This is a genomic window from Streptomyces sp. NPDC020490, assembly GCF_044335305.1.
Taxonomy (GTDB): domain Bacteria; phylum Actinomycetota; class Actinomycetes; order Streptomycetales; family Streptomycetaceae; genus Streptomyces.
In genome coordinates this window covers 103,812-117,191 of the sequence record NZ_JBIRUY010000018.1, presented here as the reverse complement: position 1 = coordinate 117,191, position 13,380 = coordinate 103,812, and the positions used below count along the sequence as shown (strand labels likewise).

The 13,380-nt window shown below is 71.5% G+C and carries 16 protein-coding genes; 8 read left to right on the top strand and 8 right to left on the bottom strand.

What is annotated here, in order from left to right; all coding sequences use genetic code 11:
- Positions 1 to 14 precede the first annotated feature (14 nt).
- Complete coding sequence (locus tag ACH4ZX_RS20305; RefSeq protein ID WP_398274261.1) at positions 15 to 746, top strand: dienelactone hydrolase family protein; 732 nt, start codon at positions 15 to 17, stop codon at positions 744 to 746.
- A gap of 59 nt (positions 747 to 805) precedes the next feature.
- Here ACH4ZX_RS20305 and ACH4ZX_RS20300 read toward each other — a convergent pair whose 3' ends face one another.
- Both ACH4ZX_RS20300 and ACH4ZX_RS20295 read right to left on the bottom strand, forming a co-directional pair.
- Entirely contained in the window at positions 806 to 1,171 is a 366-nt protein-coding gene (locus tag ACH4ZX_RS20300; protein WP_398274258.1) for a hypothetical protein, read from the bottom strand.
- Position 1,172: 1 nt separating this feature from the next.
- Positions 1,173 to 1,658, bottom strand: coding sequence for a TetR/AcrR family transcriptional regulator (locus ACH4ZX_RS20295; protein WP_398274255.1), 486 nt, complete (start codon positions 1,656 to 1,658; stop codon positions 1,173 to 1,175).
- Positions 1,659 to 2,335: 677 nt separating this feature from the next.
- Here ACH4ZX_RS20295 and ACH4ZX_RS20290 point away from each other — a divergent pair.
- Complete coding sequence (locus ACH4ZX_RS20290) at positions 2,336 to 3,181, top strand: hypothetical protein (protein WP_398274252.1); 846 nt, start codon at positions 2,336 to 2,338, stop codon at positions 3,179 to 3,181.
- Here the strand turns inward: ACH4ZX_RS20290 and ACH4ZX_RS20285 are convergent.
- On the bottom strand, positions 3,168 to 3,419 hold the full coding sequence (locus ACH4ZX_RS20285; RefSeq protein ID WP_398274249.1) for a DUF397 domain-containing protein: 252 nt from the start codon (positions 3,417 to 3,419) through the stop codon (positions 3,168 to 3,170). The two genes, ACH4ZX_RS20290 and ACH4ZX_RS20285, sit on opposite strands and share 14 nt — an antisense overlap.
- Positions 3,416 to 4,252, bottom strand: coding sequence for a Scr1 family TA system antitoxin-like transcriptional regulator (locus ACH4ZX_RS20280; protein WP_398274412.1), 837 nt, complete (start codon positions 4,250 to 4,252; stop codon positions 3,416 to 3,418). The genes ACH4ZX_RS20285 and ACH4ZX_RS20280 overlap by 4 nt, the downstream gene beginning before the upstream one ends.
- Positions 4,253 to 4,376: 124 nt before the next feature.
- On the opposite strand from ACH4ZX_RS20280, the gene ACH4ZX_RS20275 reads away from it, so the two are divergent.
- From ACH4ZX_RS20275 to ACH4ZX_RS20260, 4 genes are all read left to right on the top strand, one after another.
- A complete protein-coding gene (locus ACH4ZX_RS20275) occupies positions 4,377 to 4,766 on the top strand; it encodes a hypothetical protein (protein WP_398274247.1) in 390 nt (129 codons plus the stop codon).
- Positions 4,767 to 4,906: 140 nt separating this feature from the next.
- A complete protein-coding gene (locus ACH4ZX_RS20270; protein ID WP_398274244.1) occupies positions 4,907 to 5,752 on the top strand; it encodes a hypothetical protein in 846 nt (281 codons plus the stop codon).
- Between the two features lie 123 nt (positions 5,753 to 5,875).
- Positions 5,876 to 6,142 carry a hypothetical protein gene (locus ACH4ZX_RS20265; protein ID WP_398274241.1) on the top strand — a complete coding sequence of 89 codons (267 nt, stop codon included), beginning with the start codon at positions 5,876 to 5,878 and terminating at the stop codon, positions 6,140 to 6,142.
- Positions 6,139 to 6,591, top strand: a complete 453-nt coding sequence (locus ACH4ZX_RS20260; RefSeq protein WP_398274238.1) for a hypothetical protein — start codon at positions 6,139 to 6,141, stop codon at positions 6,589 to 6,591. Before ACH4ZX_RS20265 ends, ACH4ZX_RS20260 begins: the two co-directional genes overlap by 4 nt.
- A gap of 69 nt (positions 6,592 to 6,660) precedes the next feature.
- Here the strand turns inward: ACH4ZX_RS20260 and ACH4ZX_RS20255 are convergent, their stop codons facing one another.
- From ACH4ZX_RS20255 to ACH4ZX_RS20240, 4 genes are all read right to left on the bottom strand, one after another.
- Complete coding sequence (locus ACH4ZX_RS20255; RefSeq protein WP_360745589.1) at positions 6,661 to 7,311, bottom strand: hypothetical protein; 651 nt, start codon at positions 7,309 to 7,311, stop codon at positions 6,661 to 6,663.
- A 141-nt stretch (positions 7,312 to 7,452) separates the two neighbouring features.
- The gene (locus ACH4ZX_RS20250) at positions 7,453 to 9,939 is read right to left on the bottom strand and encodes a glycosyltransferase (RefSeq protein ID WP_398274235.1); all 2,487 of its coding nucleotides are present in this window, start codon (positions 9,937 to 9,939) and stop codon (positions 7,453 to 7,455) included.
- Entirely contained in the window at positions 9,891 to 10,592 is a 702-nt protein-coding gene (locus ACH4ZX_RS20245) for a GntR family transcriptional regulator (RefSeq protein ID WP_398274233.1), read from the bottom strand. The genes ACH4ZX_RS20250 and ACH4ZX_RS20245 overlap by 49 nt, the downstream gene beginning before the upstream one ends.
- Before the next feature lie 153 nt (positions 10,593 to 10,745).
- Positions 10,746 to 12,101 carry an aspartate aminotransferase family protein gene (locus ACH4ZX_RS20240; protein WP_398274230.1) on the bottom strand — a complete coding sequence of 452 codons (1,356 nt, stop codon included), beginning with the start codon at positions 12,099 to 12,101 and terminating at the stop codon, positions 10,746 to 10,748.
- Positions 12,102 to 12,304: 203 nt separating this feature from the next.
- Between ACH4ZX_RS20240 and ACH4ZX_RS20235 the strand changes: the two genes are divergently transcribed.
- Both ACH4ZX_RS20235 and ACH4ZX_RS20230 read left to right on the top strand, forming a co-directional pair.
- Positions 12,305 to 12,910, top strand: coding sequence for a DJ-1/PfpI family protein (locus ACH4ZX_RS20235; protein ID WP_398274227.1), 606 nt, complete (start codon positions 12,305 to 12,307; stop codon positions 12,908 to 12,910).
- Positions 12,907 to 13,365, top strand: coding sequence for a MarR family winged helix-turn-helix transcriptional regulator (locus ACH4ZX_RS20230; protein ID WP_398274225.1), 459 nt, complete (start codon positions 12,907 to 12,909; stop codon positions 13,363 to 13,365). Before ACH4ZX_RS20235 ends, ACH4ZX_RS20230 begins: the two co-directional genes overlap by 4 nt.
- Positions 13,366 to 13,380 lie beyond the last annotated feature (15 nt).

Genomic DNA, 13,380 nt, shown 5'->3' with positions numbered 1-13,380 from the left:
CCAGGCCGAACGCTATGCGCTTCACTTCTGAGACGTCGTCCGACGGCGTCCTCGAACAGGTCTTCCTCCTCGGCGACATCCCTGGCGTGCTGTGGACTCCACGAGGTGCCGGCGGGGCGCGCCCCCTGATCGCCATGGGGCACGGCGGCGGCCAGCACAAGAAGGCCCCTGACATCGTGGACCGTGCGCGCCGTTTCGTGGCCGAGTGCGGGTTCGCCGTGGTGGCGGTCGATGCGCCTGCCCACGGTGACCGGCCGGAACATGAGGAGTTCATCCGGATCGCGACCGAGTACGAGGCCCGGCTCGCCGCCGGTGCGGAACTGGCCCCGCTGATCGCCGGCTTCCAGGCGCTCGTCGTCGGCCAGATCGTGCCGGAATGGCGGACAGTCCTCGACGCGGTCCAGAAGCTCAGTCATGTCGGCACCGGCCCGGTCGGCTACTGGGGTGTGTCGCTGGGCTGCGTGATCGGTGTCCCGCTCATTGCCGCCGAGTCCCGGGTCCGGGCGGCGGTGCTGGGCCTGGCCGGTGCCGAGGTGCCGGCCGGGACCGCCGCGCGGATCACCGTCCCGGTGGAGTTCCTCGTGCAGTGGGACGACGAGCGAGTGCCGCGGACCCGGAGCCTGGCACTGTTCGACTCCTTCGCCTCGACCGAGAAGACGCTGCACGCCAACCCCGGCATGCACGGTCAGGTCCCGGCCTTCGAGACGGACAGCACGCTGCGGTTCTTCGCCCGGCACCTCGGCTGACACCGTCGGTGACAGGGCGACAGGGCCGTCGGGAACGGCGTCCAAGCCGGAAGTCACCTTCAGGCGCGGGTGATGGACTGTTCGATGAGGGCCACGGTGGCGCGCGGATCGTCGACCTCGATGACGAGGCGGTCGTAGCTCTCGCCGTCGGCGAGTTCGATGACGACCGCCTTGTCCGGGTTCTTCACGTCCCAGAAGAGGCGTTCACCGTTGTGCCGGAAGCGGCCGGCGGTGATCACACCGGGGAAGTAGGTGCCGGCGACGCGCATGCCCTTCGGCTCGCGGGCGATGCCGGGGTCGTGGGTGGCGCCACGCACGTGGGTGAGGGGGATCTCCAGGCGGCTCTTGAGAGTCCAGAGCTTGTCGAGGCCCTGGAACTCAGCTATCAGCAGGCCGCGTTCACGGTCGATGGAAATCAGGGCCATGTCAGTGCTCCTTGGGGGCGGTCGGCTGGGCGCGCAGCCGCAGGCGGGTGCCGAGGACGGTGGAGGCGAGTTGGGGGGCGGCGTCGCCGTGGGAGGGGCGCAGGGCGTTCTCCAGCGCGGTGATGCCTTCCGCGACCAGCGCCGCGACCTCCGGGTCGTGGGCGGCGCGTTCGGCGGCGGCGAGGAGGAGAAGTCCGGCGGCCGGGCCGCTGTCGTACGAGGCGATGGCTGCCGCCAGTGCCTGCGCGGGGTCGGTGAGGGCGGCGATGGCGGCGGTGGTCGGGTGGATCTCGTGGTCGAGGTGGTTGCGGAGGGCGGTCAGGTGCAGGCCCCGCTTGGAGCCGAAGACCTTGTAGAGACTGCCTCGGTGGATGCCGGTGGCGGTGACCAGGTCGTCCACCGAGGTGCCCTCGTAGCCGTGAGTGGCGAAGACGGCGGCCGCGGCACTGACGGCCTGCTCGGTGTCGAAGGCGCGTGGTCGTCCCATGCCCATGACCGTATGCGATTAAAGAACGATCGGTCAAGAACGAGCGTTCTTAAATGGGAGGATCAAGGAATGGTGAGGGCGACCCGGGTGACGAGGCCGTGCGTTCTTGTCGGCGTCTCCACGCTGCTCATGGCGGTTTCCGCCTGTGGCTCGTCCCAGCCGTGCCGGTGTGGGCGTCGTCGGCGGTGTCGGCGTGTTCGTCGTGCACGAGGGGTACGGTGATCTCGCCGGAGCCTCCGTGGAACTGTGCGCGCAGGGCAAGTGCGTCAAGGGGCGGCTGCCCGATGAGGACATCAGCAAGGCCGATCTCAATCTGCCGGACGACGTGGGCCCCGAGATCGGCACGGTGCGTCTGCGGATCACCCGCCCGGGCGCCGGCAGCCTCTCGTCGACGCCTCGGCCGAGGAGAGGCTCACCACCAGTCCGACGGTTGCGGCGGCGGTGCCTACCGCGGGGCGCTCGCCTTCACCAAGGAAGAGGGCCTGACGGCCAAGGTCCCGAAGAGCGTGGGGGCGGCCTGGTACGAGCAGGTCATGGAGCGGGCCACCGCGGAACCCACTTCCTCCGATCCCCCTGACACGGCAGCACCCGGCACCCCCTAGGCTCACTCTCACCAGCGGACTCTGGTTCTGGAGCGCACTCGCCCAGGGGCTCGCTGCCGAATGTGGGGGGAACACATGCGAAAGCTCGCCATAGGCGTCGCCCTGTCCGGTGCCCTGGCTCTGACCGGCCTCACCGCGCCGCTCGCCTCGGCCGCCACCACCAGCCCGGACCTGGTCTTCTCCGACGTCACGGTGAACCTGGGCAAGGGGATCGTGGTCGGCACGACCGCCACGGTGGAGGTGCCGGTGACGTACACGCTGACCCGGCCGTCCGACCTGGTGATCGACTACAAGACGACCTTCGCCGGCGTGCTGCTCTACCGCGGCAAGCTCAGCGACATGGCGAACGGCCTCGATCCCGACAGCGCGCCGGCCTGCGCCACCATGGCCACGACGGACACCACGGTGACCGAGGCGTGCACGGAGACGATCACCGTCGACCCGCAGGACAGCCTCTACGCGGCCGCCGACGCCACCACCTGGACGGCGGGCGGCTTCTACAGCCACATCGAGCAGGACAGCGACGACTCCGACGGCCACATCAGCTTCGGCTCCGGCTACGACATCTGGGGCAACCTCGGCACCCTCCAGATCAAGCGTGCCGCGAAGCTCACCGCCGACGCGACACCGGAGCCCGTGGTCAAGGGCAAGACCCTCACCGTCAAGGGCAAGCTGACCCGCGCCAACTGGTCCACGGGCACGTACACGGGCTACCAGGACCAGTCGGTGAAGCTGCAGTTCCGCCCGGCCGGCAGCACCACGTACACGACCGTCAAGACGGTGACCTCCGGCACCGGCGGCGCCCTGTCCACCACCGTGAAGGCCACCAAGAGCGGCTACTTCCGCTACCAGTTCGCGGGCACGGCCACGACCGGCGCGAAGACGTCCACCGGCGACTACGTCAAGGTCAACGCCGGCTGAGCGGACGATGGAGGAAGGCGGCCCAGGCCTCACCGGAGACGGTGAGGTGTGGGCCGTCGGCCTTCTTGGAGTCACGGACGTGAACGGCACGGGGGCAGACGGCGACTTCGACGCAGTTGCCGCCGCCGCCGTCGCTGTACGACGACTTGTGCCAGTCGTAGGCGACCTCGACGCAGTTGCCGCCGCCGTCGTCGCTGTAGCTGGACTTGAACCACCGAAGCGTCCCTGTGCCGGTCATCGTTCCTCTCCCGCCAACCGCTCGATGAGGCTCAGTGAGTCGTCCGGACTCAGGGCCTGTGCGCGGATCCTCGCATAGCGGTGGGCGAGCCGGGAGACCTCCGTGGGGTCGCTGACCAGAATGCCCTGGTCCTCGATCTCCAGGTAGACGACGTGTTGGTGGTCTGCCGTCTCCACGAGTTTCATCGGGCCGCGGTCGCCGGCGTACGTTCCGCGCAGTCCGCGATCCAGCGGAAGGATCTGCACACAGACGTTGTCGCGTCGTGCGTCCTCGGCGAGTGACCGCAACTGCCCCCGAAGGACATCCCAGTTGCCGAACGGCCGCCGCAGCACGGCCTCTTCGAGGATCAGCTCGATGAACGGCGCCGGATCCCGGTCGAAGAGCGCTCTGCGGGCCAGTCGAGCCTCGACCAGTTCCTCACGCTTGCCCTCGGAGACCGGCGGGTGACTGCCACCGATCAACGCCGCTGCGTAGTCCTCCGTCTGGAACAGGCCGTCGACGACGAGCGTCTCGTACGAGGAGAGTGTCAGCGCCCCCGCCTCCATCTCCGAGAAGCCCCGGAAGCGCGCCGGGTACTTCTCCAGCAGCATCCACTTGCGTGCCGTCTGGAACACCCCCAACCCGCCCCCGATCGTCTCCTCCAGCTTCGCCAGCATCTGGTCGCTCGCGGGCTGCGCGCACGTCTCCATCGCGCTGACCGCCGATGCCGTGTAGCCGATCATCCGGCCCAACTGCTCCTGCGAAAGATCCTGTTGCTCGCGCAACGCCTTCGCCAGGGCGGCGACGAGATGTGCCGTGCCGCCCGCCTCCGTCTTGTTCTCGGCCCGCGCCATCGCGGTCACCCCCTGACTCAACCGAACCCAACCGGTCATGACTCGCCGCCGTCGATATCCGACCGTGGTTGACCGGCGACTCAGAGTCATGAAGAAACTAGCCGCGCCTGCCGAAACTCTCCCTATGAACACGGAAAGTGCCTGGATCCCGGCGAGGGGCATCCAACTCCGCAAGGCCGGAGTTCAGTTCGACGCGGTACGGGTCGACGGCGACGAAGGCCGCGCCCTGGCGGACCGGCTCGCGCTGATGACCGGCGGTGACCCCGGTCCCGTGGTGGAGGAGGCGAACGGGCGCCGGGCGGTCTACTTCCTCGTGCCGGTCGGCAGTACCTCCCACCGCGCCTGGCCGGACGGCGTCACGCGGCTGACCGCGGGCCCGCACCACGTCTCGTACATCCCGGTCCCCGCGCTGGATGGGGAAACCTGGCCGCTGAGTTGGCGTTATCGGCCCTCCGGGTGCGACCGGCTCGTCCACACCCTGCTCCTGCGGACCGCGCTTCACTCGGCGGAGTGAAAGACGGGAAGTTCCGCCTGGTAAAAGCCCGTTCCGGCTTGCGCTCGTCGCTCTGCGTGCCCATAGAGTCACGGCAGCAAAGAAACGCCCCCGCGGTGCGCCAACACCCGGGGGCTCGACACCAGGAGCAGAACCTCCCGATGCGCATTCATCGTACGACGCCCACGCGCGCCTTTTCCGTCTTCTCCAACGCTCTCCTGCGTGATCGCAGCATCTCCTGGTGCGCGGTCGGCGTACTGACGTACCTATTGAGCCTCCCGAACGAGGCCCGGGTCACCATCCGCACGCTCGCCGAGCAGCGCAAGGAAGGCCGGGCGCGGATCGCCGCCGCGCTGCATGAACTGGAGGAATCCAGGTATCTGCGGCGGGTGGTGCGGAAGAGCCGGGAGAGTGGCCAACTCTTCACCGTCTACGAGGTGTTCGACACCCCGTACGAGGATGAGCCACCCGCGGGTGAAGAGGAAGAAGTCCAAAACCTGGCCTCCGGCGTGGCGGACGGCGAGTCCTCGGGCCCGCTCCCTTCGGGAGAAAAGACCGGGGAACAAGAACCTCCCTCCCCGCCCCCGCCGCCCGCGGCCGAGGCGGCCGAGCAGGGCGAGGTCGGCGAACGCACCGCGCTCGCCGCGAAGTTGCTCGGCTCGCTCGGGCGGGGCGAGCCCCGGCTGACGCTCGGCGCCGCCGATGCGCTGCGGCTCGCGCCGCTGGTGGAGGAGTGGTGGGACGCGGGGGCGAGCAGCGCGCAGGTGCGGGCCGCGCTGACGGACGGTCTGCCGTCCCGGGTGTACTCCGCCGCCGCGATCGTGGAGAACCGGCTGCGCCGCAAGTGCCCGGCCGGGCCGGCCGCGTCGGCGGCGGTGCCGGTCACGGCGGTCGAGGTCGTGGCGGGCGAGGTCCGCAGGCCCGGCCCCTCCGCCTACCGGGAGGCCGCACGGCGCGGCGGCGCACTGGCCCGCGCCCTGCTGCGGGGGCAGCCGGCGCCCGCGTAGGCGCACAAGCTCCCGGCCGGCGTTCCGCCGGTCGGGCCCTTCGGAAGAACCGACAGAAAAGGAGTGCTGATGACCGTCACACTCGTACGCCCGGAGAAGGTATACCGCCGGTATACTGTGCTCATGGCTGACACCACGATCAAGGTCGACCCCGCCGTCCGGGACCGTCTCCAGGAGCTGGCGCGGGAACGCGGAATGAGCATGCGGGACCTGGTGGCGGAGCTGGCCGGGGCGACGCCCACCAAGGAAGAGCTGCGCAGGCGGTACGAGGAGACCAAGGCGTACGTCGAGGAGCACTTCCTCGGCAGGCCCTACACCGAGGAGGACGAGAAGGCCGGCGAGCAGCTGTGGGCCGACCTGGAGGCCGGGCGCATCGGGGAGGTCCAGTGACGGAGCAGGAGCGGTACCCGCTGCCGCGTGCCGTCATCTTCGACGACACGGCCGCCCTGGCACTCGGTGCGGGCAACAGCATGGCCTCCCGGCTCGTCGTCGAGGCTGAGAAGGACCCCGCGCTGCGCGTCTACATCCCGGCGCTGAGCCTGGCCGCCGCCGAGCGCGAGCGGGCAGGCGTCGCGGAGCACCTCGGCGCGCTGCCGTCCGTCAACATCGAGGGTCTCGACTTCGCGCCGGCGACCGCCGTGGGCAAGCGCCTGCGGACGGCGTCCGCCGGGGACGAGGAACAGGCGGGCAAGGACGAGGCGGACTGGAGCGGTGCTCATGTGCTGCACCTGGCCCTGCCCACCGTCGAGTGGCCGCGCGGGCGTCCCGTCCTGACCAGGACACCCACCCGCTACCGCGGCACGGGCATCCGCACCATCCGCATCGTCGAGCAGTACTGAGTCGAGCAGTACTGAGCAGGCCGCCCGGGGAGGGGGCCGACCCGGCACTCTCCCCCGGCGGGCGTCGGCTCAGCTGAAGACGATCATCGAGCCCTGGGCCAGGGATCGGGTCGCCGCCGCGTGCAGGCCCAGCCAGACGTGGCGTTCGCGGGCGAAGGGGCTGGGGTCGTACGGGGCGGGGACGGCGGGTTCCTCCAGGTCCGTGGGGGCCGCCGGGGGCGCCGGGGCGGCCGGCGGGTTGGCCGGGTCGATGCCGATCGCCGGGGCCACGAACTCCAGCTCCCGCAGCAGCGCCTGGGAGGAGCCCAGCGGGCCGCCGTTCGCCAGCAGGTCGTCGTTGGACAGCGGGGCGGGGAAGTCGACGGGGACGTAGGCGCCCGCGTGGTCGTAGTGCCAGACCAGGTGCGACTGCTGCGCCGTCGACTCGAACATCTCCAGCAGTTGCTCGTAGTCACCGCCCAGGGCGTCGACCGGCGTCAGCGGGAGCCCGCACACCTGGAGGAGGTAGACGCGGCGCAGGAAGTGCAGCGCGTCGTAGTCGAAGCCGGCCACCGGGGCGACCTCGCCGGACAGTCCCGGCATGTACTGGTAGACCGGCACCGGCGGCAGCCCGGCCTCGGCGAGCGCCTTGTTGTATTGCGCGAGTTCCTCGGCGAACGGGTTGTCGGGCGTGTGGCACAACACGTCGACGAGCGGTACCAGCCACAGGTCACAGGCCAAAGAGGGCTCCTCAGACAACAAGCTCTGGCAACAAGCTCAGAAACAGGCTCGGGCAACAAGCTCAGACAGCAAGCTCGGACAGCAGCAGGGTGGTCATCGCAGGGTAGTCGGTGCGGCCCGGGGTGAGCCGCTTCGTTCGCGTCAGCTCGCCTCGCGCGGACGCGTCTCGTGCAGGTCCCATACCCACACGCCGTCGACCCACATACCCTCCCGGCCCACGAGTTCGGTGACGGCCTCGCGCAGGGCGTCGTCGTGCGGCTGCGGGGCGACCACCAGCACGCCCGCCTTCCAGAAGGCGAAGTCCCGGCGGGCCTGCGCCCGCCAGTTCTTGCCGATGGCGGGGACCACGCCCGTGTAGCGGACCTCGCGCAGCATGTTGGACGTGTAGCGCGGCACCGCCCCGTAGATGCCGATGCGGTCGTCGCCGTAGGGGCCGTTGAAGTAGCCGCCGGGGAGCCGGAAACCGAGGCCGGCCTCGGTCTGCCAGTGCAGCGCCTCCGCGTTGCCGGGGTCGGGAAGCGGCACGGTGACCAGCGACTCTCCGTCGCCGACGTAACTCTTCCACGCCCCGTCGGTGAAGAAGGCCGGCGTCCCGGCCCGGTCGACCGCCTTGAGCGGGGCCGGGATCAGCGGCAGCAGGGCGAGGCAGACGCCGAGCAGGCCGACGTACTGGGTGCCGGGACTGCGGGTGGCCGCCAGCCTGTCCACCGCGAGCGCGAGCAGCATGCCGAGCACCGGCGCGCAGATCATCGCGACCCGGCCCTCGATGACCGACTCGAAGAGCGGCTTGTGGGTGAGCAGCGCCCAGGGGCCGGGGTAGACCTGGTCCGTCATCGGGATGCGGAACTTCGGCCCCAGGGAGAGCACCGCGGCGGCCACCGCCGTGAACGCCAGCGCCTTGACCAGCGCGCGCTCCCACAGCCGTACGACGATCGCGAAGGCGACGGCGACCAGCGGCCAGCCGTAGAAGGCGTTCTGCTCGGTCGGGTTGAGCGAGAGGGCGTTCGCGCGTACCGCGTCGCCCCAGATCAGGGAGCGTTCCGCGAACGACAGCAGGGCGAGCGGGCTGTTGCCCGCGTTGTCGCCGTGCAGCACGCTCTTGTAGCTCTGCGGGCCGGCGAACTGCCAGGCCAGGGGGAGGGCGACCAGCGGCAGGCAGACCGCCGCGCCGACCGCCAGGCCCTTCAGCAGCGGCCGCCGGGCCGCCCTGGCGACGTCCCGCCGTACGACCCCGTAGGCGCCCGCGAACAGCACCATGCCGATCGACGCGAGCAGCAGCGGCTCCTCGCCGAGGAAGACCTGATAGGCCGCCATCAGCCCGAGCACGATCCCGTCCCGCACGACCCGGGTGCCCGCGCACAGGCGCAGGGCGCGGTCGACGATCAGCGGGATCATGAACAGGATCACGAAGTTGGGGTGCGCGTTGGCGTGGCTGACCATGGGCGGCGCGAACGCGGCGAGGGCCGCGCCGGTGAAGGCCGCGGCGCGGCGCCGTACGAGCCGTTTCACGATCAGCCCGTACCAGGCGGCGGCCGTGGCGGCCAGGCCCAGCGCCATGGCGACGCTCAGCGAGACCGCCGGCCCCGCGAGCAGGGTCAGCGGGGCGAACGGCACGGACAGGCCCAGCATGACGGTGTTGGCCATGAGGTTCACGCCGTCGGGGAAGCCCTGGAGGTCGGTGAAGAGCGGGTTGCGCAGATGGGCGACGTTGTCGGCGGTGACCGCGAAGAACCACTCCCACTGGTTCTGGTCCTGGAGGGAGTCGGGGAGGTAGCGGTGGCCCGGGTCGGACAGCCGGCCCGAGTACAGGGCCGCCGACATCAGCAGGAACAGGGTCACGGCCAGTACGTCGGCCGGGCGCACGGCGCGGGCGCGCAGCAGGGTCAGTTCGGCGAGGACGCGGAGGTAGTCGAGGGAGCGCACCTTCGAGCCGGGCTGGTGGGACCAGCGGACGGGGACCTCGGCGATCTGCCGGCCGGCGCGGTGGAAGTGGCGCAGCACTTCGACGTCGATGCCCCAGCCGTTGAGCCGGGAGGCGGCGAACGCCTCGCGGGCCCGGTCGCCCTCGAACAGCTTGAAGCCGCACTGGGTGTCCCGTATGCCGGGCACGGCTGTCCGGCGTATCAGTACGTTGCCGGCGCGGCCGAGCAGTTCGCGCAGCCGGTGCTGGCGGTCCTCGATGGTCGCGCCGGGCACCGAACGGGAGCCGATCGCCGCCGCGTTGCCCTCGCACAGCGCCTTGTCGAGCTTCTCCAGCTCCTCGATCGGTGCCGCCAGGTCGGCGTCCGTGACCAGCACCCGCCGGCCGCGGGAGGCGGCGACGCCCAGGCGCAGGGCGCTGCCCTTGCCGCGGTTGCGGGGGCCGGCGACCAGCCGGACGCGGGGGTCCTCGCGCTCGGTGACCAGGTCCCCGGTCCCGTCGTTGGAGCCGTCGTCGGCGACGACGACCTCCCAGGCGCCCCAGCGGTCCTCGTTCTCGCCCAGGTAGCGGGTGACGGCGTCGAGCGTCGGCCCGAGCCGCCGCTCCTCGTTGTAGGCGGGGATGACCACGGAGAGGTCGACGACCTCGGCCGGCCCGTTCACCGGGCGGCCAGCCGCTCGATGAGGGCCACCGCGTGGGCGTCGCATGCCTGGACGATGCCGCGGGCGGCCGCGGTGTCGCGCTGCGCCAGGGAGTCGACCAGGTCGGTGTGCCGGCACCACAGCACACCGCGCAGGTCGGCCAGCCGGCGCAGGTGCTGCACCGCGCACACCCAGGACTGCACGCGCAGCCGGTGCAGGAAGTCGGAGAGGTACGGGTTGCCGAAGAGGGCGCCCAGCTCGCGCCAGAAGCGCAGGTCGTAGCCGATCAGTACGGTCAGGTCACCGGCGAGTGCGGCCCGCCGGGCCTCCTCGGCGCGGCGCCGCACGCCCGCGAGGGCGGCCGCGGCACGCGGGGCGTCGGTGCGCCGGAACCGTTCGTGGCCGCGCTCGATCGCGTCGAACATGCCGTCGGTGACCAGGGCGCGGGCCTCGACGATGCCGAGGTAGTCCGTCACGGAGTACTCGTGGACGTGGAATCCGCGGTGCTGGTCGGCGTCGAGGAGTCCCTGCGCGGCCAGGTCGACCAGGGCCTCGCGGACGGGAGTCGCGGAGACCCCGTACTGCTCGGCGATCTCCTTCACCGTGAACTCCTGCCCCGGCTGGAGTCGTCCCGCCAGCACCTCGTCGCGGAGCGCGTCGGCTATCTGCTGCCGCAGGGTGCTCCGGGTGACGGCGCCGCCGCCGCTGCTGGGGGGCATGGGTCGGGCGTCTCCTCGTCGCGGTCGGGTGGCGTGCTCGCGCACGTGCTCGTATACCTTTACGAGCACGCCACCTTACGCGTTCGGATTCCCCGGGTTGCGGCGGACGCCCGGCTGTGGGCGGCCGGCGGCGGGAAAGCCCGGGCAGCGCTTCTAAGCCGTGTACTCGTCCGCCACGGACAGCGCGGCGTCCAGTGCCGCCAGCCCCTCCTTCAGTTCGGCCTCGCCCGTGTTCAGCGGCGGCACGACATGGGTGCGGTTCATGTTCACGAAGGGCCAGATGCCGTGCTTCTTCGCGGCGGCGGCGAAGGCGGCCATCGGGGCGTTCGCCTCGCCGGCCGCGTTGTACGGCACCAGCGGCTCGCGTGTCTCCCGGTTCTTCACCAGCTCGACCGCCCAGAACATGCCGGTGCCGCGGACCTCGCCGACGCTGGGGTGCCGGTCGGCCAGCTCGCGCAGGGCGGGGCCGACGACGGACGCGCCCAGGTCGCGGGCGTTCTCCACGACGCCCTCCTCCGCCATGGCGTTGATCGTCGCGACGGCGGCCGCGCAGGCCAGCGGGTGACCGGAGTAGGTCAGGCCGCCCGGGTAGGCCCGCTTGCCGAAGGTCTCCGCTATCGCGCCGGAGATGGCGACGCCGCCCAGCGGCACGTATCCGCTGTTGACGCCCTTGGCGAAGGTCATCAGGTCCGGTACGACACCGAAGAGGTCGGCCGCGAACCACTCGCCGGTCCGCCCGAAGCCGGCCATGACCTCGTCCAGGACGAACACGATCCCGTACTTGTCGCACAGCTCGCGCACCCCGGCCAGGTAGCCGGGCGGCGGCACCATGATCCCGGCCGTGCCGGGGATGGTCTCGAGGATGATCGCGGCGATGGTGCCGGGCCCCTCGAAGCCGATGGTCGTCTCCAGGTGCTCGAGCGCCCGCGCGCACTCCTGCTCCTCGGTCTCCGCGTAGAAGCGGGAGCGGTACAGGTAGGGCGCCCAGAAGTGCACGACCCCGGCGGTGGCGCTGTCGGAGGCCCAGCGCCGGGGGTCGCCGGTGATGTTGACGGCCTGCTGGGTGCCGCCGTGGTACGAGCGGTACGCCGACAGCACCTTGGCGCGCCCCGTGTGCAGCCGTGCCATGCGCACCGCGTGCTCCACGGCGTCGGCGCCGCCGTTGGTGAAGAAGATCTTGTCCAGGTCCCCCGGCGTCCGCTCGGCGATCAGCCGGGCGGCCTCGGAGCGGGACTCCACGGCGAAGGCGGGCGCGAACGTGGTCATCCGCGCGGCCTGCTCCTGGATCGCGGCGACGACCTTCGGGTGCTGGTAGCCGATGTTCGTGTAGACGAGCCCGCTGGTGAAGTCCAGGTAGCGCTTGCCGTCGTAGTCCCAGAAATACGAGCCCTCGGCGCCGGCGACGGCGAGCGGGTCGATGAGTTCCTGCGCGGACCAGGAGTGGAACACGTGCGCACGGTCCGCGGCCTTCACGGCCGCGCCGGCCTCGGGGTTTGGCTGAGGGGTCATGCCGGGGAGCGTAGGCGCCCGGGAGGGGGAGGCGACATCGGCGTTCTGTCCCCGGGTCGGCGGGACGGCGCGACAGTCTGTCGACGGGGGCCGCGTTCTGATTTTGACAGCATGCTGCGTAAATGACAGTCTGCTGTCAGGATTGGCCGTGTCATCGTGCGCCGTCGTGCGCCGTCGTGCCGCCGTCGTGCCGAGGAGGACCCGTGAACCGTCACCCCGTACAGCTCGCCGTCTACGACACCCTCGCCGACTGGGAGACCGGGTACGCGACCGCTTCACTCGCCCGTGCCGGGTACGAGGTGCGGACGGTCGGCGCCTCGGCGGACACCGTGCGCAGCATCGGGGGGCTGGCCGTCCGCCCCGACCTGGTCCTGGACGACGTACGGCCGTCCGGCAGCTCGCTGCTGATCCTGCCGGGCGCCGACCTGTGGGACGCGGGCGACCGGCTCGCGCCCTTCGCGCGCAAGGCGCGGGAGTTCCTCGACGCCGGGGTGCCCGTCGCCGCGATCTGCGGGGCCACCGCCGGGCTCGCCCGTGAGGGGCTGCTCGACGAGCGCGGGCACACCAGCGCGGTGTCCTTCTACCTCGCCGCCACCGGCTACCGCGGCGGCGGACGGTACGCCGACGCCGACGCCGTCACCGACGGCGGCCTGGTCACCGCCGGGCCCACCGAGCCGGTCGCCTTCGCCCGGGAGATCCTGCGGCTGCTCGGGGTGTACGAGGGCGAGGTCCTGGACGCCTGGTACCGGCTGTACCACGACTCCGACGCGGAGGCGTACGCCGTGCTGCAGCGGGCCGGTGCCCGGTGAGCCGGGAGCGCCAGGAACTGCTCAGCCGCGGCGCCCTCGGGGTGTTCCGGCTCAACGGCCAGTTCCTCGCCGTCGCCGAGGAACTGGCGCGGCCGGCCGGGCTGACCGCCGCCTGGTGGCAGGTGCTCGGCGCGGTCCTCGCCGAGCCGCTGCCCGTCTCCGCGGTCGCCCGCGCGATGGGCATCACCCGGCAGAGCGTCCAGCGCGTCGCCGACCTGCTCGTCGAGCGGGGACTCGCCGAGTACCGGCCCAACCCCGCCCACCGCCGCGCCAAGCTCCTCGCGCCCACCGAGGCGGGGCGGGCCGCGGTCGGGCGGATCGGCCCCGGCCACGCCGCCTTCGCCGACCGGCTGGCGGAGGCCTTCGGGCAGGCCGGCCTCGCCGACGCCGTACGGGCGCTGGAACGGCTGTCCGAGGTGCTCGACCGGCTCGGCACTCCTGTTACGGAACCGTAGAGACGGCCCCGCCCC

Coding starts and splice junctions, on each gene's coding strand:
- ACH4ZX_RS20250 (WP_398274235.1), bottom strand. CDS start 9,939: ATGCGACGCCCACGCGGTGGCCCTCATCGAGCGGCTGGCCGCCCGGTG.
- ACH4ZX_RS20265 (WP_398274241.1), top strand. CDS start 5,876: ATGGCTGACACCACGATCAAGGTCGACCCCGCCGTCCGGGACCGTCTC.
- ACH4ZX_RS20240 (WP_398274230.1), bottom strand. CDS start 12,101: ATGACCCCTCAGCCAAACCCCGAGGCCGGCGCGGCCGTGAAGGCCGCG.
- ACH4ZX_RS20280 (WP_398274412.1), bottom strand. CDS start 4,252: ATGGCGCGGGCCGAGAACAAGACGGAGGCGGGCGGCACGGCACATCTC.
- ACH4ZX_RS20290 (WP_398274252.1), top strand. CDS start 2,336: ATGCGAAAGCTCGCCATAGGCGTCGCCCTGTCCGGTGCCCTGGCTCTG.
- ACH4ZX_RS20270 (WP_398274244.1), top strand. CDS start 4,907: ATGCGCATTCATCGTACGACGCCCACGCGCGCCTTTTCCGTCTTCTCC.
- ACH4ZX_RS20300 (WP_398274258.1), bottom strand. CDS start 1,171: ATGGCCCTGATTTCCATCGACCGTGAACGCGGCCTGCTGATAGCTGAG.
- ACH4ZX_RS20305 (WP_398274261.1), top strand. CDS start 15: ATGCGCTTCACTTCTGAGACGTCGTCCGACGGCGTCCTCGAACAGGTC.
- ACH4ZX_RS20295 (WP_398274255.1), bottom strand. CDS start 1,658: ATGGGACGACCACGCGCCTTCGACACCGAGCAGGCCGTCAGTGCCGCG.
- ACH4ZX_RS20245 (WP_398274233.1), bottom strand. CDS start 10,592: ATGCCCCCCAGCAGCGGCGGCGGCGCCGTCACCCGGAGCACCCTGCGG.
- ACH4ZX_RS20285 (WP_398274249.1), bottom strand. CDS start 3,419: ATGACCGGCACAGGGACGCTTCGGTGGTTCAAGTCCAGCTACAGCGAC.
- ACH4ZX_RS20275 (WP_398274247.1), top strand. CDS start 4,377: ATGAACACGGAAAGTGCCTGGATCCCGGCGAGGGGCATCCAACTCCGC.